This is a genomic window from Paenibacillus sp. FSL k6-2145, assembly GCF_037976585.1.
In the GTDB taxonomy this organism is placed as follows: Bacteria; Bacillota; Bacilli; order Paenibacillales; family Paenibacillaceae; genus Paenibacillus.
In genome coordinates, this window is sequence record NZ_CP150267.1 from 992,808 (window position 1) to 1,014,889 (window position 22,082).

Annotated in this window: 23 protein-coding genes; 6 read left to right on the forward strand and 17 right to left on the reverse strand. The window is 45.3% G+C overall.

From position 1 onward, the window contains the following. The first annotated feature begins 46 nt into the window (after positions 1 to 46). The 3 genes from NZ043_RS04535 to NZ043_RS04545 all read left to right on the forward strand — a co-directional run bounded on the left by NZ043_RS04535 (position 47) and on the right by NZ043_RS04545 (position 1,226). Positions 47 to 304 (forward strand): GlsB/YeaQ/YmgE family stress response membrane protein, encoded by a 258-nt coding sequence (locus NZ043_RS04535; protein ID WP_017692278.1) that lies wholly within the window; start codon positions 47 to 49, stop codon positions 302 to 304. A 64-nt stretch (positions 305 to 368) separates the two neighbouring features. Next, the gene (locus tag NZ043_RS04540) at positions 369 to 776 is read left to right on the forward strand and encodes a YtxH domain-containing protein (protein WP_076212649.1); all 408 of its coding nucleotides are present in this window, start codon (positions 369 to 371) and stop codon (positions 774 to 776) included. Between the two features lie 84 nt (positions 777 to 860). After that, a complete protein-coding gene (locus tag NZ043_RS04545; RefSeq protein ID WP_091038566.1) occupies positions 861 to 1,226 on the forward strand; it encodes a DUF5665 domain-containing protein in 366 nt (121 codons plus the stop codon). A gap of 20 nt (positions 1,227 to 1,246) precedes the next feature. On the opposite strand, the gene NZ043_RS04550 is transcribed toward NZ043_RS04545, so the two are convergent. The 11 genes from NZ043_RS04550 to NZ043_RS04600 all read right to left on the reverse strand — a co-directional run bounded on the left by NZ043_RS04550 (position 1,247) and on the right by NZ043_RS04600 (position 13,519). After that, on the reverse strand, positions 1,247 to 2,299 hold the full coding sequence (locus NZ043_RS04550) for a magnesium transporter CorA family protein (protein WP_339312658.1): 1,053 nt from the start codon (positions 2,297 to 2,299) through the stop codon (positions 1,247 to 1,249). 110 nt (positions 2,300 to 2,409) lie between these two features. After that, entirely contained in the window at positions 2,410 to 3,183 is a 774-nt protein-coding gene (locus tag NZ043_RS04555; protein WP_047841571.1) for a sigma-70 family RNA polymerase sigma factor, read from the reverse strand. Beyond that, complete coding sequence (gene rsbW / locus NZ043_RS04560; RefSeq protein ID WP_036606993.1) at positions 3,180 to 3,632, reverse strand: anti-sigma B factor RsbW; 453 nt, start codon at positions 3,630 to 3,632, stop codon at positions 3,180 to 3,182. The genes NZ043_RS04555 and rsbW overlap by 4 nt, the downstream gene beginning before the upstream one ends. An 18-nt stretch (positions 3,633 to 3,650) precedes the next feature. Then, positions 3,651 to 3,989: an STAS domain-containing protein gene (locus NZ043_RS04565; protein ID WP_339310802.1), complete on the reverse strand. Its 339-nt coding sequence runs from the start codon at positions 3,987 to 3,989 to the stop codon at positions 3,651 to 3,653. 86 nt (positions 3,990 to 4,075) lie between these two features. After that, positions 4,076 to 5,752, reverse strand: a complete 1,677-nt coding sequence (locus NZ043_RS04570; RefSeq protein WP_091038563.1) for a response regulator — start codon at positions 5,750 to 5,752, stop codon at positions 4,076 to 4,078. A gap of 16 nt (positions 5,753 to 5,768) precedes the next feature. Then, entirely contained in the window at positions 5,769 to 6,641 is an 873-nt protein-coding gene (locus NZ043_RS04575; protein ID WP_074096446.1) for a protein-glutamate O-methyltransferase CheR, read from the reverse strand. 86 nt (positions 6,642 to 6,727) lie between these two features. Then, positions 6,728 to 10,453, reverse strand: a complete 3,726-nt coding sequence (locus NZ043_RS04580; RefSeq protein WP_091038562.1) for a response regulator — start codon at positions 10,451 to 10,453, stop codon at positions 6,728 to 6,730. Beyond that, positions 10,450 to 11,619 carry a fused response regulator/phosphatase gene (locus NZ043_RS04585; protein ID WP_047841574.1) on the reverse strand — a complete coding sequence of 390 codons (1,170 nt, stop codon included), beginning with the start codon at positions 11,617 to 11,619 and terminating at the stop codon, positions 10,450 to 10,452. The genes NZ043_RS04580 and NZ043_RS04585 overlap by 4 nt, the downstream gene beginning before the upstream one ends. Before the next feature lie 350 nt (positions 11,620 to 11,969). Beyond that, positions 11,970 to 12,314: a general stress protein gene (locus tag NZ043_RS04590; protein ID WP_017692267.1), complete on the reverse strand. Its 345-nt coding sequence runs from the start codon at positions 12,312 to 12,314 to the stop codon at positions 11,970 to 11,972. Positions 12,315 to 12,408: 94 nt separating this feature from the next. Then, a complete protein-coding gene (locus NZ043_RS04595; RefSeq protein ID WP_076328906.1) occupies positions 12,409 to 12,942 on the reverse strand; it encodes a hypothetical protein in 534 nt (177 codons plus the stop codon). Between the two features lie 67 nt (positions 12,943 to 13,009). Further along, on the reverse strand, positions 13,010 to 13,519 hold the full coding sequence (locus NZ043_RS04600; RefSeq protein WP_133387150.1) for a DUF948 domain-containing protein: 510 nt from the start codon (positions 13,517 to 13,519) through the stop codon (positions 13,010 to 13,012). A 220-nt stretch (positions 13,520 to 13,739) separates the two neighbouring features. On the opposite strand from NZ043_RS04600, the gene NZ043_RS04605 reads away from it, so the two are divergent. Further along, entirely contained in the window at positions 13,740 to 13,904 is a 165-nt protein-coding gene (locus NZ043_RS04605) for a DUF1328 domain-containing protein (protein ID WP_017692264.1), read from the forward strand. A gap of 372 nt (positions 13,905 to 14,276) precedes the next feature. After that, on the forward strand, positions 14,277 to 14,795 hold the full coding sequence (locus NZ043_RS04610) for a hypothetical protein (RefSeq protein ID WP_091038561.1): 519 nt from the start codon (positions 14,277 to 14,279) through the stop codon (positions 14,793 to 14,795). A 91-nt stretch (positions 14,796 to 14,886) separates the two neighbouring features. Here NZ043_RS04610 and NZ043_RS04615 read toward each other — a convergent pair whose 3' ends face one another. Beyond that, positions 14,887 to 15,774: a cation diffusion facilitator family transporter gene (locus NZ043_RS04615; protein WP_249913179.1), complete on the reverse strand. Its 888-nt coding sequence runs from the start codon at positions 15,772 to 15,774 to the stop codon at positions 14,887 to 14,889. Positions 15,775 to 16,064: 290 nt separating this feature from the next. Here NZ043_RS04615 and NZ043_RS04620 point away from each other — a divergent pair, with 290 nt between their 5' ends. Beyond that, a complete protein-coding gene (locus NZ043_RS04620; protein ID WP_017692261.1) occupies positions 16,065 to 16,253 on the forward strand; it encodes a hypothetical protein in 189 nt (62 codons plus the stop codon). Positions 16,254 to 16,367: 114 nt separating this feature from the next. Here NZ043_RS04620 and NZ043_RS04625 read toward each other — a convergent pair whose 3' ends face one another. From NZ043_RS04625 to NZ043_RS04645, 5 genes are all read right to left on the reverse strand, one after another. Further along, the gene (locus NZ043_RS04625; RefSeq protein ID WP_339310806.1) at positions 16,368 to 17,993 is read right to left on the reverse strand and encodes an ATP-binding cassette domain-containing protein; all 1,626 of its coding nucleotides are present in this window, start codon (positions 17,991 to 17,993) and stop codon (positions 16,368 to 16,370) included. A 215-nt stretch (positions 17,994 to 18,208) separates the two neighbouring features. Further along, positions 18,209 to 19,255 carry an MBL fold metallo-hydrolase gene (locus NZ043_RS04630; RefSeq protein ID WP_091038557.1) on the reverse strand — a complete coding sequence of 349 codons (1,047 nt, stop codon included), beginning with the start codon at positions 19,253 to 19,255 and terminating at the stop codon, positions 18,209 to 18,211. A gap of 71 nt (positions 19,256 to 19,326) precedes the next feature. Then, entirely contained in the window at positions 19,327 to 19,524 is a 198-nt protein-coding gene (locus tag NZ043_RS04635) for a hypothetical protein (RefSeq protein ID WP_091038556.1), read from the reverse strand. Positions 19,525 to 19,532: 8 nt separating this feature from the next. Next, positions 19,533 to 20,567, reverse strand: a complete 1,035-nt coding sequence (locus NZ043_RS04640; RefSeq protein WP_091038554.1) for a cytochrome d ubiquinol oxidase subunit II — start codon at positions 20,565 to 20,567, stop codon at positions 19,533 to 19,535. Then, the gene (locus NZ043_RS04645) at positions 20,564 to 21,910 is read right to left on the reverse strand and encodes a cytochrome ubiquinol oxidase subunit I (protein WP_091038553.1); all 1,347 of its coding nucleotides are present in this window, start codon (positions 21,908 to 21,910) and stop codon (positions 20,564 to 20,566) included. Before NZ043_RS04645 ends, NZ043_RS04640 begins: the two co-directional genes overlap by 4 nt. Positions 21,911 to 22,082: the final 172 nt, after the last annotated feature.

Below are 22,082 nucleotides of genomic sequence, written 5' to 3' on the forward strand. Positions count from 1 at the left end.
CGCGAACAGACAACATCCTACATCAAGTTTAAAGGAGGCGGTTGTTATGTGGGGCATCATTATCAGCATTGTGATGGCTGTCATCATCGGTTTGATTGGAGATGCACTTGCCGGTCACAACATGCCTGGAGGCATAATCGGTGCAATGATTGCAGGATTTGCCGGAGCCTGGCTGGGAGCACTTTTGCTTGGTAACTGGGGACCAGTTATCGGTAACTTTGCCATCATCCCTGCCATCATTGGTACAGCGCTCTTTGTTTTCTTGCTGGGGCTTGTGTCCAGACTGCTAAGACAGGCTGCCTGATTCGGGCAACAAGGTGTTCGTTGTTTCGTATTTGTTTCTTAAATTGAAGAAGGAGTGATTAGACATGAATAAAGCAGAAGAGCAATATCCTGTACAGACGGGTTCAACTTTCGCAAAAGGTATTTTCATCGGTGGTTTGCTGGGAGCTGCAGCAGCACTACTCTTTGCGCCTAAACCAGGACGTGAATTGCGTGGTGACCTTTCCGAGAAAGTGGGCATCGTTACTGACCGCACCAAAGAAGTGGCAACTGTTGTAAGTGACAAAGCCACTGAACTGGCTAAAACGGTCTCTTCCAAAACTTCCGATATTGCAAAAACGGTAAATCAAGGCCGCAATGATGTAATGGACTCTGTGAGAAAAGCGTCCGCTGATGTGGCTAACGAAGCATCCCGTGCATCTGATGAAGTGGCTGCCGCTTCCGTTGAAGCGAAGGAAGATGCACGTAAAGAACTTAACTCGACTAGCCTGTAAGGCGATACAGATCGAGTGACCAATAGCCAGCTGCACTCCAGCTGGCTATTTTTTATCCAATGAGAGTTGAGGAGGACGAATACTATGAGTAAAGTTACAATCAACGGTAATACTCCAATTAAGGGAGCAACACCGACACAGCAGTATGATACAAGCGAGCATCCTTTTGAATTACGTCATGAGGTAAAGCGATTGAACACCCGTTTGGACCAGATTGCGGACAGTCTGGAGAGAGCACAGATCAAGGATATTATTGAGAATTATAGCAGTCCCAAAAAGCGGATTATTACCAATTTCACAGCGGGCATGGCACGAGGTCTCGGGCTGACTGTGGGTACCTTTGTTGTTCTCGGTTTGCTGGCATTCATTCTCAGCCAATTCGTGAATATGCCGATTGTGGGCCAATATATCGCTGACTTGCTTGGTTATATTGAAGATTACAAAAACTAAGAGGACTAACCAATAGTAGGCTATCCCTTACGTTTTTCCGTAGCTCCTTTTTTCTCTGTCTCTTCAGCTGAAGGCTGTGAGGATTTCACTTTGAGCAGATCTCCTGTCCAGCCTTTCATCATCAGCCATACATACATGCTGATCATGCTTAAGATAATGACAACAAGGACCAGTACAACTCCCCATGATTTGTCGATAAAGGGCAGGTTCTCAAAGTTCATCCCCCATATCGCGCCAGCTGCCGTGGCAGGTATGAACACAGCAGTGACAATGGTCAGCGTCTTCATGATCTCATTGCCACGTACACCGGAGATTGCATTATCAATGGAGATTAACGTATCGATCTCTTTCTCGTAGTGACTAAACAAACGTTCCATTCGCTCTACTCGATGTTGGAGCTGCTGGAAATATCGATTTTCATTTATTTCATCAAGGTAAGCCTCATGTGAAGCAGCCATCAGTTCCGAGTAAGGGATGAACAGATTACTCCAATACAATAATTCAAATCGAGCGGCGAGAATCTGGTCCATCAAGGTGCGGGCATTGCGAGATTCCATCTTCCGTTCCAGATCACGCAGGTTCATCTCAAAATGATCCATTCCCACATGGTAGTAATGCAGTATAGCTCGAAAAAGTACAAACATCCCGTCCCTGGCCTCACTACATTGCTGTAACATATGGGCACGTTCATCCGTCTTCATAATACCTCGTGTATTGTCATCCATATTCAAGGTAACCAGGTTACTACGATCGACATAAAAGAACATCTGATTATCTTTTCTTTTGTCATCTCTCTCATTCTTGATCGCATACAACAATGAACCAAATATGACTGGTTCTTTACCATTCACAAAACGGACGGACAAATAATTCGATTCGACTTCCGGAATTTTATAAAGCCAATATCGCATATCCGGAAACGCCTCTGTCAGCTCCTCCAAAGCATCGTTCATGCTATCGGTGTCAGGTGCAACCCAATCCCACCATTGCCAATGGTCCGAGCAAGATAACTTGTCACGGCGAGCTTCCAACTTGATTTGGTTCACAATCACTTTATCCACTCCTGCACTCATCTTCTTCATTACATACCCATCTTTTTGATCCCAAAAAGGACACGTATGCATTTCAGTGCAATGACGTGTCCTTCTTTATGCCGTACTCAACAACATTAGGGTTCCATTTTTCATAACATTGAAGCATTAGACATAATCTGTTTCAATTTCTCTGTAGCTCGCTTCTGAATACGAGATACACTCATCTGTGAAACACCAAGCTTCTGGGCAATTGCCCGCTGAGATTGGCCATCCTGGAATGCTAGAATAAGTACCTGCTGCTCTTGTTCCTTCAATTGTCCCAATGCCTGTTGCAAGTCCATCCGTTTTTCGACCGAATCATAGTCATTAACATCTGCACTGATCAGTTCACCCAATGTTGCTGCACTGTCATCCTGAGATAAAGGAGAATCCAGTGATACATAGTGGTAACATTCCCGACCAGCCAGAACTTCAATCGTCTCTTCTGCAGTCAAATCAAGGTATTCAGCAATTTCGTTCACACCGGGTGAGCGCTCCAGCTTAACGGTTAACTCATCAATGGCATGTTGCACAAGTGCTCCCTTTTCCTTAATCCTCCGGGGCACCTGAATATACCAGGATTTATCGCGCAAGTAGTTCTTCATATGACCGATCATGCTCTTCATGGCATAAGGTTCAAACGGAATACCTAGATTGATATCGTATTGCTTGAGCAAACGAATCAAAGCCATCTGCCCGGTCTGATACAAGTCTTCGTATAGATCGGGGCGATTCCGAGCGATTTTACCTGCTGCCATCTTTACCATTGGTTCATACTTACGGATGAGAACTGTTGCAATTTCATTATCTTGGGTCTGCTGGTATTCCCAGATCAAACCTATAGCTTCAGACATGGACTCTGGGGGAGTCACTTTTTCATTCATACTTTCTCCTCACTTCTTGCAAGACGTTTTACGAGTACTACTTTCGTACCTTTGCCCGTCTCACTTTCCACACTGACATCGTCCATCAAGGCTTGCATCAGGTAGAACCCAAGTCCGCCAATCTGTGCTTCCGTCAGTTCTTTGTCGTGTAGACCGGCACGTGACACAGCAGGGTTCATGTTCTCGAAGCTGGCACCTTCGTCCTTGACAATAATGGACAATGTTTCGCCATCCACTTCGAATACAACTTCAACCATGCCGCCTTCGTGTGAGTAGGCATACAATACAGAGTTGTTACAGGCCTCGGATACAGCAACTTTCATATCCTCAATGTCTTCATAAGAAAATCCCATTTTGGATGCTACTCCATAGAGATTGAGTCTTACAATATCAACGTAATCAGCTGTCGCAGGTAAATTAAGGGTGACTCTTTGAACTTCTGCATTCATTCCTTTTTCGATCCTTTCCTATTGGGAATTCTTCTGTGTGACAAAGAATTTGGCAATGCCCGTCATATCAAAAAGTTTCTGAATATGCGCAGGAACTTCCTGTACTTCAAAGCGAGCTTCCATTCCATGTCTTGCCTTCAGAACAGATAACAGGATACCAATCCCTGTACTATCGATATACTTCAATTCTTTCATGTTGATCACAAGATCCTGTTCCTTGTTATCCACGAGCGGCTCCATCACCAAGCGGAAGTCAGGAGCAACCGACAAATCCAGTTCGCCAGTCAGATACACCGTGCATACGCCGTCCTGTGTTTCAGTTCTTGCATTGAATTTTTCATTTTTATTTGTATTCATTAGACATCTCTCTCCTGATCAATGGTTTCCTTACCTAATAACCCAACTTCAGCACGAGTGAAACAGAAAGAAGTTTGGAAAATGTTTCAATTGGCCTGATTCATGGCTGAAGGGCCTGGATCTAACATTTGTCGTTGTTTCTGAAACTGGGCTATTTTCTGTTTCACATTGCCCATTTTCACCGGTTTACTAATATAATCATCCATGCCGGCAGCAATACAGCGCTGCTGAATACCTTCCATCACGTTAGCAGTCATGGCTATAATGATTGGCTGATCAGACTGGGACAGGCTCTCTCGAATCCGCCGTGTGCATTCCAAACCGTCCATCACAGGCATCTGCAGATCCATAAACACATAGTCATAGGGATAACGGCTGCCGTTTACCATATCGAGTGCGCTCTGCCCATCTTCAGCAATGTCTGAGAGCAACCCAAGCTTACCGAGCATAATCGCCATCAACTTCTGGTTAATAGGATGATCATCCACGATTAATACCGTAGGATATTTATTCTCATTTTTCACATCCGTTGGCTTCTCTTCCCCGTTCCTCTGGATCAGTTCAGTTTCTACATAACGTTTCGCCTGAATTGTAAATACAAACGTTGCTCCCCGTTGCTCTGTTGTATCCAGATAGATCTGTCCACCCATCATTTCAACCAGAGTCTTGCATATTGCCAGTCCTAAGCCAGTTCCACCGTATTTACGTGTCATGGATGTATCCAGCTGGGAAAACGGCTGGAACAGGCGATCAACTTTGTCTGAAGCGATACCTATCCCGGTGTCTTTAACGGCAAACTCCAATGCCATTTCTCCATCCTTTTCTTCCTTAACTGACACGATCAGATACACTCCACCCTGATCGGTAAATTTGATCGCATTTGCAATAAGATTTAAGAGAACTTGACGGAGCCTTGCCATATCTCCATAGATTAATTCAGGGACAGAATCCTCCAGGAAATAATCCAGTTCCAAGTTCTTTTTGCCTGCTTCTGCAGCAAACAATCCCAACACTTCCCGAACACAGGAGACAATTTCAAAAGGATGCTCTTCAAGTTCCATTTTGCCGGATTCCATCTTGGTAAAATCAAGAATGTCGTTGATGACCGTGACAAGTGCATCCGCGCTGCGACGAACGATGTCTGCATATTCCTTCTGATCTTCCCTCAGTTCCGTCTCCATCAGCAGATCAACCATACCGATAACTCCGTTCATCGGTGTACGAATCTCATGACTCATCATCGCCAGGAACTCGGTCTTTGCATTGGCTGCAATTTCTGCTTCTTCCTTGGCCTGAATGAGTTGTTGGTTCATCTTCTCCAGTTCCTGTGTCTTCTGGTGAAGAAGCATGGTCTGTGTCTTCAAACGTTTATTGGTGATAAACATCTCCACAAACCCCTCGATTTTGGATTTCAAAATCTGAGGAATAAATGGCTTAACCATGTAATCAATGGCCCCGGCTGAATATCCGGCAAACAAGTGCTCCGCTTCTCTACTATTCGCAGAGATGAATATAATCGGCACATCCTTGGACTTGTCCCGTGCCTTAATTAACTTTGCTGTCTCAATTCCGTCCATTCCAGGCATCTGCACATCGAGAACGATAACCGCAAATTCGTCTTTTAGCAGACAGCGGAGTGCCTCTTCTCCGGAAGTTGCCTTAACGAGTTTATATTGTTCCGATTCCAGAACTGCTTCAAGAGCAAGCAAGTTCTCAGGGCGGTCATCTACCAATAATATGTGGATTGGTTCATTGAGCCCCATGGCTAACCCTAACCCCCTATTTAATCTTCCGGTATATTTTTTCGGTCCGGTCTAACGGCTCATAGGTATCACTGAACTCTGTAAAATGTATCGATTCTTTCGACCCCAGAACCAGAATACCAAAGTGGCTCAAGCTCTCATGAAACAGCCCATGCACATGGTTCCGCAGTTCATCATTAAAATAAATCATGACATTACGGCAAAAGATAACATTAAACTCGTTAAATGACCGGTCTGTTGCCAGGTTGTGCTCGGCGAAAATGATGTTCTTCCTTAGAAAAGGATGAAATATCACCGAATTATATTTCGCTGTATAGTACTCGGAGAAGGCTCTGGTACCCCCTGCCTCCAAATAATTTGTAGTAAATAGTTTCATTTTCTCAATACCATATACGCCTTCTTTGGCCTGTTGCAAAGAGCGATCATTCATATCCGTTGCGTAGATTCTTGCCTTGTCATACAGTCCTTCCTCATGCAACATGATGGCCATGGAATAAACTTCCTCTCCCGTAGAGCATCCCGCATGCCATATTCGGATATACGGGTATGTTCTCAGGATAGGAATAATCTGTTCCCGAAACATTCGGAAAAGCGAAGGATCTCGAAACATTTCCGTTACAGGGATGGATAAGTTCTGTACAAAACGGTCAAACGCGGAACGGTCATGAAGAACACGCTCCTGCAAGCCGGATATGCTCTTAACACCTTCAGCATGTGCATGATGCCAGATTCTTCGTTTTAGGGATGGCAATGCATAGTTTCTAAAATCATATCCATATAAACGGTGCATGCCTTCCAACAGCAACTCAATCTCGATCAGCTCACGTTCTTCATCTTGCGGCATACGGACCAAATCTGCCCCCGTCTCGGTAGGTTCCCACGGTGTCATAAGTTCTCTCCACTTCTTCATTTGTTACTTGCGTATTCGTCGTATTGTCTTTCATTACCCAAACAATCAACATACGAATAATGAACTTACGAATACAACCATACGCGCATTAAGGATAACAATTGATCTGTCTGGATCGGTTTTTTCACATAATCAGATGCTCCGGCCTCAATACATTTGCCGCGATCCTCTTTCATGGCTTTGGCCGTGAGCGCAATAATCGGCAACTTTTCAAACTGCGGGATCTGTCTGATTCGTGTCATTGCTTCATAACCGTCCATTTCTGGCATCATCATATCCATCAGTACCAGATCAAATTCAGGATTTTTGTCCAAAATCTCCAAAGCCTCTCGGCCGTTCTCCGCAAATGTCACATCCATCCGATAGCCTTCAAGGACACTTGAAAGGGCAAATACGTTACGGATATCGTCATCTACAAGCAATATTTTTTTGCCTTCAAACAACGTTTCTTTGTTGTGTAGTTTCTGTAAGATTCGACGCTTGTCTTCCGGCAAATTGGCTTCTACCCGATGCAGGAACAAAGTGGTCTCATCCAGCAGACGTTCCGGTGACTTCACATCTTTGATAATGATGGATTCCGCATATTTGCGCAGCTTCATTTCTTCCTTGGAATCCAGCTCTTTGCCTGTATAAATTATAATCGGCAGATCGTTCAGATATTCATCATCGCGAATCTGGTCGAGCAACTCAAACCCGGTCATATCCGTTAACATTAGATCCAGTACCATGCAGTCATAACGCTGGCTGTGTAATTCATTCAACGCCTCACTACCTGTCGATACAGCAGTGATTGCAACATCATCATGACCAATCAATTCTATAATGGCTTTACGCTGAATCTCATCATCTTCGACGATCAACAGTCGTTTTAATTGATTCTCGGTATATGATTTGATATGCGAGAATGCTTTATCCAGTGAATCCTTGCTCGAAGGTTTTTTCAGATACGCAATGGCGCCCATCATCAGACCTTGCTTCATATCATCAATAACTGAAATCACATGAACCGGAATGTGGCGTGTTGCCGAACTGCTCTTCAGCTCGCCCAGAATGGTCCAACCATCCATTACCGGCAATTGAATATCCAGGATAATGGCATCCGGCAAATATTGACGTGCCATTTCAAGTCCTTTATCACCTTGTAGGGCAACAAGTGCTTTGAATCCTCTTCCTCTCGCCATATCCATCAAAATATGTGCAAAGTTCACATCATCCTCAATGATGAGGAGGATTTTGTCGCCTTCCATGATATTCTCCCGATCATCTTCGATCTGCGTGACATCTGGAGTATGGGAAGGAGATAGATCTTTACCCACGCTACGCTCCGGATCAGGAGAGAGAATGGACTGATGACTTGAAAGCATGGTCCGTGCTTCGATGGACTGTTCATAAAGATCCTCTGAGGATACAGCCGCTTCTCTTGAAGCACCTTCTTCTGCCAAGGCTTCCTCTTCATGATTATCCGGCAGGTATAAGGTAAAGCAGCTACCTTCCCCTTCGGATGATTCCACCTGTATTGCGCCACCAAGCAAACGTGCCAGCTCCCTGCTAATGGACAATCCCAGGCCAGTTCCACCGTATTTCCGGCTTGTGGTCCCGTCTACTTGCTGGAACGCTTCAAAGATCAAATCCGTCTTATCCGATGGAATACCAATGCCGGTGTCTTTTACACTAAATCCGAGATATTCCTGATTGGTGTTCATATAACCCGGCAGCTCTTCCGGTTTCATTCGTCGTCCAATCAGACTAACCGAACCTCGATTGGTGAACTTAAATGCGTTCGACAACAAATTCCGTAAAATCTGTTTGACGCGATGACTGTCGGTGTATACCCATTCCGGTAGATCGCTGTCGAAATCGATATTCAAGTTCAGTTCCTTTTTATTCGCCATCGGTCCGAAGTTCTGCTGAACAAAGCTGGTCAGCTCTTCCATTCGAACTGTCTCATAATTGATATCCATCTTACCTGCGTCCACCTTGGACAGATCCAGAATCTCATCAATCATCTTCAGCAGATCGGCGCCCGACATGTAGATGGTTTGCGCATATTCCTGCTGTTTGTCAGTCAGATTCCCACCCTTGTTCTCCGACAATAACTGGGACAAAATGAGCAGACTGTTCAATGGTGTACGGAGTTCATGTGACATATTCGCTAAAAATTCGGACTTGTACTTGCTTGTCATCGACAGCTGTGTAGCTTGCTGTTCCAACTGTGTCTTCGTTTTCTCAATTTCGTCATTTTTCTCTTCAACTTCACGCACCTGCTCTTCAAGCGCCCGCGTCTTGGCAATGAGTTCCGTATTGAAATGCTCCAATTCTTCCTGCTGACGCTGCAGCAATTCCTCGGAACGTTTAAGCGCCTCTGTCTGCTCCTCCAGATTCTCATTGGAACGACGAAGTTCTTCTTGCTGTGTCTGCAATTCTTCCGATTGAACCTGCAGTTCCTCAGTCAGTGCCTGGGATTCACGCAGCAACTCCTCCACACGCAAACGACGTCGAACGTTGTTCAAAATTACGCCCAGGTTCATAATCAGTTGTGTGAACAACTGCTTGTGAAGTTCATTGAAACCTTCAAAGGAAGCCATTTCAACTACACCAATCAGTTCATCTTCAAACACGACAGGATAGATCATGATACCCGCAGCACGTGTTGAACCTGAAGCTGAACCAATATGCACATAATCTTCAGGCGTATTTTCCAGAATAATTGGTGTCATATCCAGCGCGGCTTGACCAATCAAGCCTTCACCGATGCGATACATTTCTTTACCAACATCTTCGTTCTCTTCAAATGCGTATGCACCGTAACGTCTCAGTTCGTCGGGATGTTTCTCCTCATCGATCAGATAGACAACACCCAACTGAGCGCCAAGCACAGGTGTGAACTCACTGATAAACATCTGTGAAATTTGGCGAATGGAGCCAATCCCCCGAAGCAGTTCCGGGACTCTTGCGATATTCGAACTCATCCAGTTTTGATCCTGCTGAGCCTGTACATAAGCCCTCTCGATTTCCAGTTTTTCTTCCAGATCACTGGATACATCCTTGAACACACTGGCAATCTGACCAATCTCATCGGTTGATTTGACCTGTATGCGCCGAATGGTTCGGTAACGCCCTTTACCAAAGCTGGTAATCATCATAGATACCGTGTTCAGACCCCGTGTGATACTCGGCAGCACCCACATAATGACACCCAATGCAAGCAACAACCCCGCAATCATGATACCTATCGTGATCTGTACTGCTCTCGTATACGCTGCGTTAGCGTTTTTGATCTCGGCATCAATCTCTTGGTCCTGATAACGGGAAAGAGCATTCAAACTATCCACAGCTTCTTTTTGCACCGCGAGTCCTGTTGCATTGCGGTAGTTATTCGCATCTTCTACCCTGCTTTGGGACATCAAGTTGATCTGTCTTGTTGCATAGGAAGTATAAGCAGTCCACGCAGTATTCACACGATCCACCAGTTGATGTTCAGGTGCACTGTCTGCTCGGTTTCTCACTTCTACGAGGTAACCATCCCCCCGATCCTTCATCTCCTTCAGGTCACCTTCAGCAGCACTAATTGAATTGTTCGGATTCAATAACAAGTTAGCCAGCACTTTGGCAATATCATTGACCTCTCCGCGTACAGCAGAAGTGAACCTTACTTTGAGATAACGTTCCTGATACATCTGATCAATCTGTTTATTACTGCTGTTTAGCCGTTCATAACTCACAAACGTGAGCACGATCAAAATAGCCATCAGAGCGGTAAAACCAATCAGCAGTTTATTCCTGATCTTCATTCATCCCCCGCCCCTTTATCCAAAGTAATCCAGACCAGACATTTATCATCATCCCGCTCCTGGGGAATTTCGTCGTCAAAGAACATGGCCTGCATGGCAGCTTCATTCCACTGATGTGACCCGGTCAGTTTTTCGATCAGGAATTCATGTTGTTCTTCCTGCCCGCCCTGAACAGCTTCCAATAATCCATCCGTATATAGTGCAATATGCCCGTCACCCTCGTAATGGATCGTTTGTGGTTCAATATCCATCTTGTCAAATAAACCAACAGGACAGCAGACGCTGTCAAATGTGGTGACACTGCCGTCGTTTCGGAAGAATAAAGCAGGTGGATGCCCTGCATTAACATAATCAATACGCTTCATCCGTGTATCAACGACCAGATAAATTGCCGTGAAATAATACTGCACCAATTGTTTTTCCAGATGGAGCTGGTTAAAACGACGGTTCAACTCTTGAATGACCTTCTCTGGATCCACATAAGTGGTAACCGTATCTTTTAACACAGAAGCGATAAACATGGTAAACAGGGATGAAGATATCCCGTGTCCCATCATGTCGAGCAGCAGAACTCCGTAACGGCCTTCCCCAAGTGGGTACCAAGAATACAGATCACCCGCAAGCTCAAAAGATGGTTTATAGATGGCATGCACTTGGAACAACGGGTCCCTAATTGCCGGACTTAAAACAGCATTTTGGACCATCGCTGCCAACTTGAGCTCATCCTGAATACGTTGATCACGCTCTTTGTGCCAATCCTTCTCCTGTTTCAAACGAAGTGCGAGTCGAATTCTGGCCATCAGTTCGACTTTATTAATCGGTTTGGTCACATAGTCAGATGCCCCTGCATCCAATGCTTCGGCAAGTTTCTTGGAATCTCCGATGGCAGTCACCATAATAATCGGTATATCCTTCAGATTCTCAAATTTCTGCACAATACTGCAGGCTTCGATACCATCCATCTCCGGCATCATCATATCTAGCAAAATCAGGTCAATATCCGACGGTCTTGGACGAAGTTCGTTGCTTTCCTCCCCAATTCCCAACACTTCAAACATTTCCATGGCGGAACTCGCCGTTACAATGTCACGATAGTTTTCTTTTTTCAGAATTTCTCGAATGATAATGACATTCGTCGGATTGTCGTCAACAATAAGTATTCTCATTGATATCTCCTTATCTGTGGCGTCCGGGTTTGTCGATTCTTATTAGGTTAAAACAAACGTTGATTATACAAATTTTGCATACAAAACGGCAGTAGACATAATAATTCCTAGTATAACTATAATCGTAAAAACAAAAAACTTCTATCAGTAAATGGCACCATCGCTGGAGATTCTCCCCGCAACCCACCCTGTTTTTGCAGCGTCCTGATCCCGCTTCCAAACTTGCAAAAACATAGATAAGGAATGGGGAAAGCCCCATTCCTTATCTATGTTTTTGATTAAGCATTTTACATAAATGATTCAGAAGCTTGTCTATGTTCAGCAAACTTCAACTTGCAACGTATATCGGGTTAATCTTTCTTTTTAGCAATAACGAGTACTTTACCTTTGTCGAGTTCACTCTCGTAGAAGTCCGCTTCGGCTTCGGTAAAGCCCATCGAAACAATTTTGGCCCGGAGTTCATCACCACGTGAGCGGAACAGATTCGCCAAGGAATCAAATACGCCTTCTTCCTTTATGCCAATTTCTTTGGCATCTGCTGTATCGGCAATTCGATCTGTACGATCCTTCTCATGGGCGAGAACAAAGATTTGATCAGCAAGGTATCCGGTAATCTGCAATTCTTTCACCGCTTCTACCGCCTGGACTCCGTTTTCTACCACTTTTGCATAAGCTTGCTCATTGGTTGAATTCATCGTTTCCACTCTCCTCTGATTTAATCTTCTGTATCGAGCTACTTAATATATAACCATACTATATGGGGTTGAAACGATTCGGTAATAACCAATCCTAGGAAACTGTGTCATCAAAAAGATCAATGCCTTCAATCTGCTGAGAGCCTGACTTCATATATACTTTCAGAGCCTGGTCTCCACGGAGAAACACTTCTCCGTCCTCTGCCACATAATAAGGTTTCCCGAGAGCATGATGGATCGCTTCAATATTCATCTCAATTCTCTTTCCGTTTAACATGATGTGATTCTCAGATGCATCGATATGCACATATTGAATAACATCCGTATCTTCACACAAACCAACCTTTACATCATGAAAGTGATATTCAGGACACCCCAGATAAGGATCTTCCTGCTTATGCCCCGGCTGGCCCTTGTTGGCCAACAAATCATCCATGGTGTCATCCAGAGAAATGCCATTCAGAGTCCGAAAATGCTGGAAAGTCTCGGATCGATCAACAGCCAGAGTTACCTCTGACGCCTTCTCTTCCATTACCGTCCATTGCATATCGTGAGCAGCGGGTACCGCTGCCGGTTGAACGGAAAAGGGAGAAATTACGCTAAACATCACAAGCAGTAGTTTCATCATGATTCTCACCCTTTCATCAGGTTCATCACCGCTCTGAAGGCTTCTTCATGGTTATAAAGCGGTCATGTTACTTGCGCATCCGTTGCCATACATTCGCTGCAACATCAATATACTTCATCCAGTTTTTCCCGCCCTTAGCTTCACCATTATATGTAGCTTCATAGGATTGCAGGGTACGATCCGTTGATGTAGCAGGCGGTGCAGTTACATGAACCGATTCAGCATGTTTGGTCTGTTCAGCGTTGTTACGTTTAGTCTGAAATCTCGCCATCAGCGTTGTGGAGACTTGTTTGGCTGCTGCCGTCACTTCGTTCAACACTTCTCCCAGATTCTCAACAGATTCCATAACAGGATCAATTTTTTTCATTTTGTGCTGTACATCCACCGTAATATCATTGGCATGCCTTACCGTCTGCTTCACTTCATAACTAAGTTCATCAATGGTTTTCTGTACCTCCTGCAGTGTCTGTGAGACATTGTCCAAAGAACCCTGAGCGGATTTCAAGGTACGAATTAAAAAGAAAACCAGTACTGCAAATGCCACTGCAATCAGGGCCACGCTAATTTGATAGATCATAGAAGAACCTCTCTTTCCATATGTGCATCAGTTTGTTATTGCTATAGTTACCCGGCGATTTCCCGGACGAAACAATATTATATATCCCTTCATATATGCCCTCGCTTGGAAAAAAAACCAATGTTTCAAGCGGTTAGCACCCGGTTAAAGTTAGACTACACAAGGCGGTGAGGTGAACACAACTCACTGCACAATCATTTATACGAAAGGATGAATACTTATGTTGAAATGGTCTGTATTATTTCTAATTATTGCACTGGTAGCAGGTATTTTTGGATTCTTCGGTATTGTTGAAGCAGCTGCTTCAATCGCGAAAGTACTCTTCTTCATCTTTGTTGTACTGTTCGTAATCTCCCTGATTACGGGACGTAGCCGAATGCGATAACCTCAGGCTCTGATATGACTGAGTGTTTACTAACGAATACATACAAAAGCCGATCGTGCTACCAAGCCGATTGGCTTTTGTGCGTTCAGGCATAGGTCAACTTTTCTATATTATGTATTGCACTCCCTTCTGCTTTATTCCAATCCGCTCTCGTATGAATCCCAAAAAAACAGGACCTTTTTGAGATAGCCAACCCGGTTTTATCCCACTGAAGTATGATATTTACAGGCTTGCTATATACCCACATATGAGCCAGTTGACACTGGAGAATGCAAGAAAATATTGTTATAATTTGTGATTCATAAGGTAGCTTGCTTGGTTACTTTTAACACAGGACAACAAATTACATAACAAACCGAGGAGGAAAAGAAAATGAAAAAAATCGTAAGTTTTGCTGCTGCTTTAACGTTGATGGGTTCGATGGCTGCCGCTGCAGGTGCTGAGGAAGCGGTTACTGGAACGGTAACTCCGGAAACAGGAACTGAGGCTACAACAACGCCAACGACCACAACAACTCCAGCTGTTGAAGTGAACAAACCTGCTGTAGACACAGTAGAAGGTACTGCTGAGACTGTAACAGGCACAACAACAGACACTACAGGTGCAGAAGGTACTTCAACTACAACTGAAACGCCAGCTACGACTACAGATGACAAAATGTTTGAAGAGCCACTCGTAAAACCAGGCGATGAAGTACTGGCACCAACGATGTTGCTGAACCTTCTGGAGCGCACTTGGTTCTATGATGCACCTAATGGTAAACCAATCGGTGCATTAGGCTCCCAAGTCATCGATACAACAGGTGAAGTGGTTGATGGATTCGATGGCGGCGAGTGGGTACAAGTATACACTTGGAAAGGCAAAGCGTGGATCCACGTTGCCATTCAGTAACATCGTATAATCGTTCTAATGATAAGTAAAGAGGACAGCACGCACAATCGCGGCTGTCCTCTTTTCATTTTCCAAGATGTTCACTCCCTGTTCAAGGGTTCCTTGTGACTTCTTCCGTCTTTGGTTCCACATGTACATGCACATGCATGATGTTATGCGATCGCTTCAACCGCTCTTCAACACGGTCACAGATCTGATGGCCTTCAATCAAGCTTAGGCCTCCGTCCACTTCAATGACTACGTCCACAAGTACATGACTGCCATGCACACGTGCCTTCACATCCTTGATCATCTCAACACCGGGAACGCGTGCTACTGAGGATCTGAGATCCGTCAGTTCCTTCTGGTCAAATCCATCGGTAAGACGATGTGTAGAATCCCGGAAAATCTCCCAAGCCGTTTTGCAGATCAACAGACCTACAGCAATGGCAGCTACTTTATCCAGCCATGGAAGTCCAAACTGCGCACCTATAATTCCAATTGCAGCGCCTATGCTGACCCAGGCATCCGAACGATTATCTTTCGCCGCAGCCATCAGAGCCTGACTATTAATTTGTTTAGCCAGACGGTGATTGTAACGATATACACCTAACATCACCACAGCACAGACTACAGCCACCGCTGCCGCCCACAGATTTGGAGCAACAAAGGCTCCTTCATACCAGGAGCGAACGGCTTCAACCAATACTTGCAGCCCAACCATAGCCATAATAAATGAAGCCACCAAGGCAGCAACAGTCTCCGCTCTAAAATGACCATAGGCATGATCCGAATCAGGTGGTTTCTGGGAGATCCGAAGCCCGATCAATACAGCAATGGATGCCACAATATCCGTAAGGTTATTAAAACCATCGGCCAGCAAGGCGCTGGAAGCAAATAAATATCCACAGATCAGCTTAAAGGCGGACAAAACGAGATAGGCTGCAATACTAACCCAAGCTCCTCGCTCCCCTTTTCGAATTTCTTCATAAGCGTTCAAACCGGGCGACACCCCTTTAACGTTTCGTATTACGGTTTTTCCATGTTAACAAATGCGGAGCGTGTGGGTCTACAGAAACAGTGTTGCCAGGCTGCATTGCTGTAGGCAAGCCGAAACAAAGTTGCCAGACGGCAGGGCTGTAGTTAATGAGAAAAAATGTTGGCCTGGGTAAAACCAAAGGTTTTGAGCATTTTATCAGGTTGCCCTTGTAGGGCTTTTGTAAAACGTATAAAATAGGTACATCCCGTCCAATCTGGACGGCTCACTGTAAGACCGGGAGGGAAATAACGATGAGCGAAAATAACGAACCGAAAAAGGTCAGTTTGCAGGATGCTATACGCCAAAAGCTGGCGCAAAAGAAAGAACAAGCAAATTCCGGTAACCAATCCAGCGCCTACTTTGAAGGCGGACCTAAAGCGATGAAGAGTCAAAACAACAAGAAGCCTAACAACCAACGTCGCCGTACTGGTGGATCTTAGGTCTTAAACCCGCAGAGAAACCCATTGAATTACAAAAAGAACCGCACCCCCTCTTCACAGAGGCTTGCGGTTCTTTGTTGTTCCTATAATAATGTGCCGTAGATAATCCTTAGTTTAAGCTTCTACCGGATACATTTTATTGCGCAGTTCTTTGATTTCGGCACTTTCCAGATATTCGTCATAGCTCATTTGGCGATCAATGATGCCATTCGGCGTAATTTCGATAATCCGGTTAGCAATGGTTTGAATGAACTGATGGTCATGGGAAGTGAACAGCATGGTGCCGTCAAAATCAATCATACCATTGTTCAGCGCTGTAATGGATTCGAGATCCAAGTGGTTCGTAGGCTCATCCAGAATCAATGCGTTAGCACCAGTCTGCATCATTTTCGCCAGCATACAGCGAACTTTCTCGCCCCCGGAGAGTACACTTGCCTTTTTCAAGGATTCCTCACCTGAGAAGAGCATACGTCCCAAGAATCCACGCAGATACGTTTCATCCTGATCTTTGGAATATTGACGGAGCCAATCCACAAGAGTCATGTCTACACCGTCAAAATATTTGGAGTTGTCTTTCGGGAAATAAGCTTGAGTTGTAGTTACACCCCAAGTATATTCGCCGCTATCCAATTCCGTTTCACCCATAAGAATATCAAACAAGAGTGACTTGGCATTTCCGTTCGGGCCAACAAATGCAATTTTATCCCCTTTGTTCACGACAAAGCTGATATCATTCAGCATTTTTACACCATCAATGGATTTGCTGATACGATCTACAGTCAACAATTGTTTACCGGCTTCACGCTCAGGTTTGAAGTTGATAAACGGATATTTACGGTTCGATGGACGAAGGTCATCCAACGTGATTTTGTCGAGTTGTTTCTTCCGGGAAGTTGCCTGTTTCGATTTCGAGGCGTTCGCAGAGAAACGTTGAATAAAGGCTTGAAGCTCTTTAATCTTCTCTTCTTTTTTCTTGTTGGCATCACGTTGCAACGCAAGTGCCAATTGGCTGGATTCATACCAGAAGTCATAGTTACCTACGTACAGCTGGATTTTACCAAAGTCGATATCCGCAATATGCGTACATACTTTGTTCAGGAAGTGACGGTCATGGGATACCACAATAACAGTACCTTCATAGTCCATCAAGAAGTTCTCAAGCCATTGAATGGATTCGAGATCCAAGTGGTTGGTAGGCTCATCGAGCAACAGGTTGTTTGGACGACCAAACAATGCTTGTGCAAGCAGGACACGAACTTTTTCGTTACCACTTAGTTCATTCATTTTCTTATCGTGCATGTCACGGTCGATACCCAGACCGATCAGGAGTGCCGCTGCATCCGGCTCAGCATCCCAGCCATTCAACTCGGCAAATTCACCTTCAAGCTCACCTGCACGCAGGCCGTCTTCTTCAGTGAAGTCTGCTTTAGCATACAGCGTATCTTTTTCTTTCATAATGGCATAGAGACGACTATGACCCATAATTACCGTTTCGAGAACCGGATACTCATCATATTCAAAGTGGTTTTGCTTCAAAACGGCCATACGTTCGCCCGGGGTGATGTGCACCTCTCCCGAGTTTGATTCAATTTCACCGGACAAAATTTTCAAGAATGTTGATTTACCGGCTCCATTGGCGCCGATGAGGCCGTAACAGTTTCCTGGTGTGAATTTGATATTTACATCTTCAAAAAGTGCACGTTTTCCGTAGCGGAGCGTGATGCCGCTTGTACTGATCATTAAGCATACCATCCTTTATTGGTTAATCTGCATACTGCATGAATAGCAAGTTGCGTAAATCATGGATTCAATATCCCGATGCCTATTCTGGCACCATATTATAACACAAAAAAGCGGCAAATTCGAAAATTGGCCGCTTTTTACTTATTAAAGATTTGGTAAATACACTGTTCATGCAGGCATACCCCTACATTAACATATTTGACTCATTTTTGTTAGCCCTGTTTGCCTTCCTCGTGGTGAATGCGGAGCGTCTCGCCATGACCAAGCACCCGAATCCGCTCTTTACCAATGCCTAGACGTTCACGTTCAACTTCCAGCCGATCCAGCGCTTCCTTGGGCGTATCATCCGCCAGCTTGAATGTGCCGTAATGCATTGGCACCATGAGCTGTGAACCTGATTCAACGAACCCCTGCAGCGCTTCTTCGGGTGTCACATGCTGAGAAGTCATGAACCATTCCGGATCGTAGGCACCGATGGGCATCAAGGTAACACCAATGTCAAAGCGTTCTCCAATCGTTTTGAAACCCTGGAAGTAACCTGTATCACCCACAAAATACAACACAGGCGGACCGCCTGATGTTTTGGATGTTTCGTTCTTCCCTGATTCCGTGGATGATTCATCCTGATTGTTCGTTGTTGCAGCACTTTCCGCTGCTGAAGTCGTTGCCGGATGGTTCGATTCCAATACATAACCGCCCCAATGGGACGTATTGGTATCAAACAACGTTCGGCGCGTCCAGTGCTGTGCAGGGACAAAAGTTATTTTGACTCCACCAAGTGTCATATGATCCCACCATTTCATCTCCTGGCATCGATGGAATCCTTTGCGAATCATCTTACGCTTCAGACCATCGGGTACGATGAGCAACGTCTTGGCTGTAATCAGCTTACGCAAGGAAGCCAGATGCAGATGATCATAGTGGGAATGGGATATCAGAATCACATCCAAAGGTGGAATATCCTGAATCGGAATGCCGGGGGCACCGAGCCTTCGTTGAAATCCCATTTTTTCGGCCCACACCGGGTCAGTCACGATGTTCAATCCATAATATTGAATGAAAAACGTGGAGTGACCAATCCAGGTGATACTTGTGTCCTCCCGGTTGGCATGCAGATAATCCAGTTCAGGCGGGTGTTTGGGCACGGTGTAGGAGTAGTCCTTCACTTTATTGCGCCGCTGCTCCCTCCATTGTTTGAATTCCTTCAGCGTTTTGTCCGTACTTACATTATCGATATTGTTATAACGGATTTTCGGCATGAAAGGGCCCTCCTCCCTTCCTCATTTCTTAACAAGAGATTACCCCAAACGGGAATGGACGTACCAGCCAATCAATCCTTTGGGTTCTTACATACGGCCAGATATACAAACAGAAAGACAATAGCAGCCGCAATGATCAGTGGAGGGGCGTACATAATGGTGAATGTCTCAAAAAAGCTTAATCCGGTTATACCGGGTATCCCCGTGACTCCCTCAGTAGATAGTGGATCCAGCAAGGGAGTCATGAGTAAGAACATGTTTGGGTGCATGAACAGACTCATCCTTTCTTTTTACCAGAATTACCGCGCACATAATTGGCATCAAACAGGAACAGCTTCATAATCAGCACAAGCGAAGGAATGAGCACGAGTAGCCCCAGGCTAAACGCTGTAATGAGCGCAATCCCCATCGTCCGATTTGTAAAGCTGTCGTAAATATTGATGTAAGGATACAGAATGTACGGAAGGTGGGATCGCCCGTAGCCATACCAGGCAAAGGCAAACTGAAGCATGACAGCGACAAAACACCAACCTAGATATTTACTTTTCCACACCAGCGACACGGCAATGACAAAACAAATAAACGAAGCGATGAACATCCACGAAATATCCACCATCTGCTCAAAGTGTGCGGGATTCTGTTTGTTAATCTGCAGAAAAGCCAGAAAGCTCGCAAAAATGGTAGGCAAACTCCAGAGCAGCGCGTACTCCCGAAGCACCTCATATGCCGGTTCATCCCCCGCCCGTTTTGCATAATAGGATAGAAACATCGCCGAGATGTAGAGCACACTAACCAGTGCAAGCAAAACAACCGACCAGGTATAGGGATTCGTCAAAAATTCACGCCAGCGAAAAAACACCTGATCGCCCACCTGCTCAATGATCCCGCCTTCGGATATCGCCAAAATGGTGGAGAATACCGCCGGAATCAGCAATCCCGTCGCTCCGTACAATGCCATATAGATCCGGCTGTTCTGCCCATGATTGCCATAGGTATTGTAGGCGTAATACACGCCCCGGATCGCAAGCAGTACAATAGCCAGGGAACCCGGCACCAGCAAGGCTGTCCCGTAATAAAAGGCGCTGTCCGGATAAAATCCGACCAGTCCAACCACAAAAAAGATCAAAAACACATTCGTCACTTCCCACACGGGAGACAGGTAGCGCTGAATGATGTTATGAATTTTGTTCTCATGCCCGGTCAAAATGCTATAAAAGCTGAAGAACCCGGCGCCAAAATCAATCGAAGCGACGATCAAATAACCGAACAAAAACGTCCACAATATCGCGATGCCTGCAATTTCGAAACTCAATGCACGATCCCTCCTTCAAGCCCCAGAGACTCCAGTTCCTTCTCTGCTTCCTTGTTACGGAACAGCTTGCTGAGTACCCGAATGCACGAGAAACACAGGATCAGATACAGCAAGATGAACAACACCAGCATCCATCCTACCGAAGTTGACGTCGTAGCCGCTTCCGCCACCTTCATATAACCGCGTAAGATCCAAGGCTGCCTGCCAACTTCGGCGAACATCCACCCCAGCTCGATGGCAATCATGGCCAGAGGCCCCAGCAAGACAATGCCAAGCAGCAGCCATTTGGGATACGGCTTGCGCCCTGGCAACCACCGCCGCAGTACATATAACACAGGAATCATCAGAATGATCACTCCCGTTGTGACTTTCAGATCGAACATATAATGAATGGATAGTGGTGGTCTCAGATCCGCCGGAAATTCTTCGAGACCCTTCACTTCCGTATCTGGACGATTACCCGCCAAAATGCTAAGGGCATAAGGAATCTCAATCGCGTATTTCACTTCATTATTTTCATCCAAAATCCCCCCATAAACGAGCGGTGCCTCTTTCATCGTCTTGAAATGCCATTCTGCGGCAGCCAACTTCTCCGGCTGATACTTCGCCAGAAATTTACCGGAGGAATCGCCGATCATGACGGTACTGACGGCAAATACGAGCGCAGATACCGTCGTGAGTTTCAGTGCTTTTTTGTAATACACATGATCCCGTCCCCGAAGCAAACTGAAGGCGGCTATCCCCGCCAGGATACCTGCACTCAAGGTGTAGGATGAGGCGAGTACATGGGACACTTTGGTTGGCGTTGCCGGATTCAACATGGCAGCAATCGGATGAATGTCCTTCATGATGCCATTAATCAGGGTGAATCCCTGAGGCTGGTTCATGAAGGAATTCACCGTTGTAATGAAAATCGCAGATGCAGATGAGCCGAGAGCTACCGGAATCAACAGCAGCATATGCGTATATTTCTTTTTGAAACGATCCCACGTATAGAGGTAAATCCCAAGAAAGATCGCCTCTATAAAAAACGCGAACGTCTCCATAAACAGTGGCAACGCAATCGCCTGACCCGCGACCCGCATAAACATCGGCCACAGCAGACTGAGCTGTAATCCGATCGAGGTGCCTGTAACGACGCCCACGGCAACGGTGATGACAAAACCTCGCGCCCACCTGCGTGCCAGCAGGGTGTAATGCATATCATTGGTTCGTAGTCCTCGCCACTCGGCCAAGGCAATCATGAGTGGAACACCTACACCAATAGATGCAAAAATAATGTGCACAAACAGGGTAAGGCCGGTTAGTATCCGGCTGAGCAAAACAGGGTCCAGAGATGACATGGTTACACTCCTCTTTCACATAATCGTTATGTACGACAGCAGTTACTCTGCTTGAACATGTATCTCAATAACTCATGATTCGGATGATGCTCTTCACAACGGCATACAGCACAACCACAGCTGCAACCAGACAGACGATAATGAGTGTTTTCTCTTGTTTACGGAACATATA

What these genes read in the sequence shown, in the direction of transcription:
- NZ043_RS04535 (WP_017692278.1), top strand. Translation starts at nt 47, where the DNA reads ATGTGGGGCATCATTATCAGCATTGTGATGGCTGTCATCATCGGTTTG.
- NZ043_RS04540 (WP_076212649.1), top strand. Translation starts at nt 369, where the DNA reads ATGAATAAAGCAGAAGAGCAATATCCTGTACAGACGGGTTCAACTTTC.
- NZ043_RS04545 (WP_091038566.1), top strand. Translation starts at nt 861, where the DNA reads ATGAGTAAAGTTACAATCAACGGTAATACTCCAATTAAGGGAGCAACA.
- NZ043_RS04550 (WP_339312658.1), bottom strand. Translation starts at nt 2,299, where the DNA reads ATGAGTGCAGGAGTGGATAAAGTGATTGTGAACCAAATCAAGTTGGAA.
- NZ043_RS04555 (WP_047841571.1), bottom strand. Translation starts at nt 3,183, where the DNA reads ATGAATGAAAAAGTGACTCCCCCAGAGTCCATGTCTGAAGCTATAGGT.
- rsbW (WP_036606993.1), bottom strand. Translation starts at nt 3,632, where the DNA reads ATGAATGCAGAAGTTCAAAGAGTCACCCTTAATTTACCTGCGACAGCT.
- NZ043_RS04565 (WP_339310802.1), bottom strand. Translation starts at nt 3,989, where the DNA reads ATGAATACAAATAAAAATGAAAAATTCAATGCAAGAACTGAAACACAG.
- NZ043_RS04570 (WP_091038563.1), bottom strand. Translation starts at nt 5,752, where the DNA reads ATGGGGCTCAATGAACCAATCCACATATTATTGGTAGATGACCGCCCT.
- NZ043_RS04575 (WP_074096446.1), bottom strand. Translation starts at nt 6,641, where the DNA reads ATGACACCGTGGGAACCTACCGAGACGGGGGCAGATTTGGTCCGTATG.
- NZ043_RS04580 (WP_091038562.1), bottom strand. Translation starts at nt 10,453, where the DNA reads ATGAAGATCAGGAATAAACTGCTGATTGGTTTTACCGCTCTGATGGCT.
- NZ043_RS04585 (WP_047841574.1), bottom strand. Translation starts at nt 11,619, where the DNA reads ATGAGAATACTTATTGTTGACGACAATCCGACGAATGTCATTATCATT.
- NZ043_RS04590 (WP_017692267.1), bottom strand. Translation starts at nt 12,314, where the DNA reads ATGAATTCAACCAATGAGCAAGCTTATGCAAAAGTGGTAGAAAACGGA.
- NZ043_RS04595 (WP_076328906.1), bottom strand. Translation starts at nt 12,942, where the DNA reads ATGATGAAACTACTGCTTGTGATGTTTAGCGTAATTTCTCCCTTTTCC.
- NZ043_RS04600 (WP_133387150.1), bottom strand. Translation starts at nt 13,519, where the DNA reads ATGATCTATCAAATTAGCGTGGCCCTGATTGCAGTGGCATTTGCAGTA.
- NZ043_RS04605 (WP_017692264.1), top strand. Translation starts at nt 13,740, where the DNA reads ATGTTGAAATGGTCTGTATTATTTCTAATTATTGCACTGGTAGCAGGT.
- NZ043_RS04610 (WP_091038561.1), top strand. Translation starts at nt 14,277, where the DNA reads ATGAAAAAAATCGTAAGTTTTGCTGCTGCTTTAACGTTGATGGGTTCG.
- NZ043_RS04620 (WP_017692261.1), top strand. Translation starts at nt 16,065, where the DNA reads ATGAGCGAAAATAACGAACCGAAAAAGGTCAGTTTGCAGGATGCTATA.
- NZ043_RS04625 (WP_339310806.1), bottom strand. Translation starts at nt 17,993, where the DNA reads ATGATCAGTACAAGCGGCATCACGCTCCGCTACGGAAAACGTGCACTT.
- NZ043_RS04630 (WP_091038557.1), bottom strand. Translation starts at nt 19,255, where the DNA reads ATGCCGAAAATCCGTTATAACAATATCGATAATGTAAGTACGGACAAA.
- NZ043_RS04635 (WP_091038556.1), bottom strand. Translation starts at nt 19,524, where the DNA reads ATGCACCCAAACATGTTCTTACTCATGACTCCCTTGCTGGATCCACTA.
- NZ043_RS04645 (WP_091038553.1), bottom strand. Translation starts at nt 21,910, where the DNA reads ATGTCATCTCTGGACCCTGTTTTGCTCAGCCGGATACTAACCGGCCTT.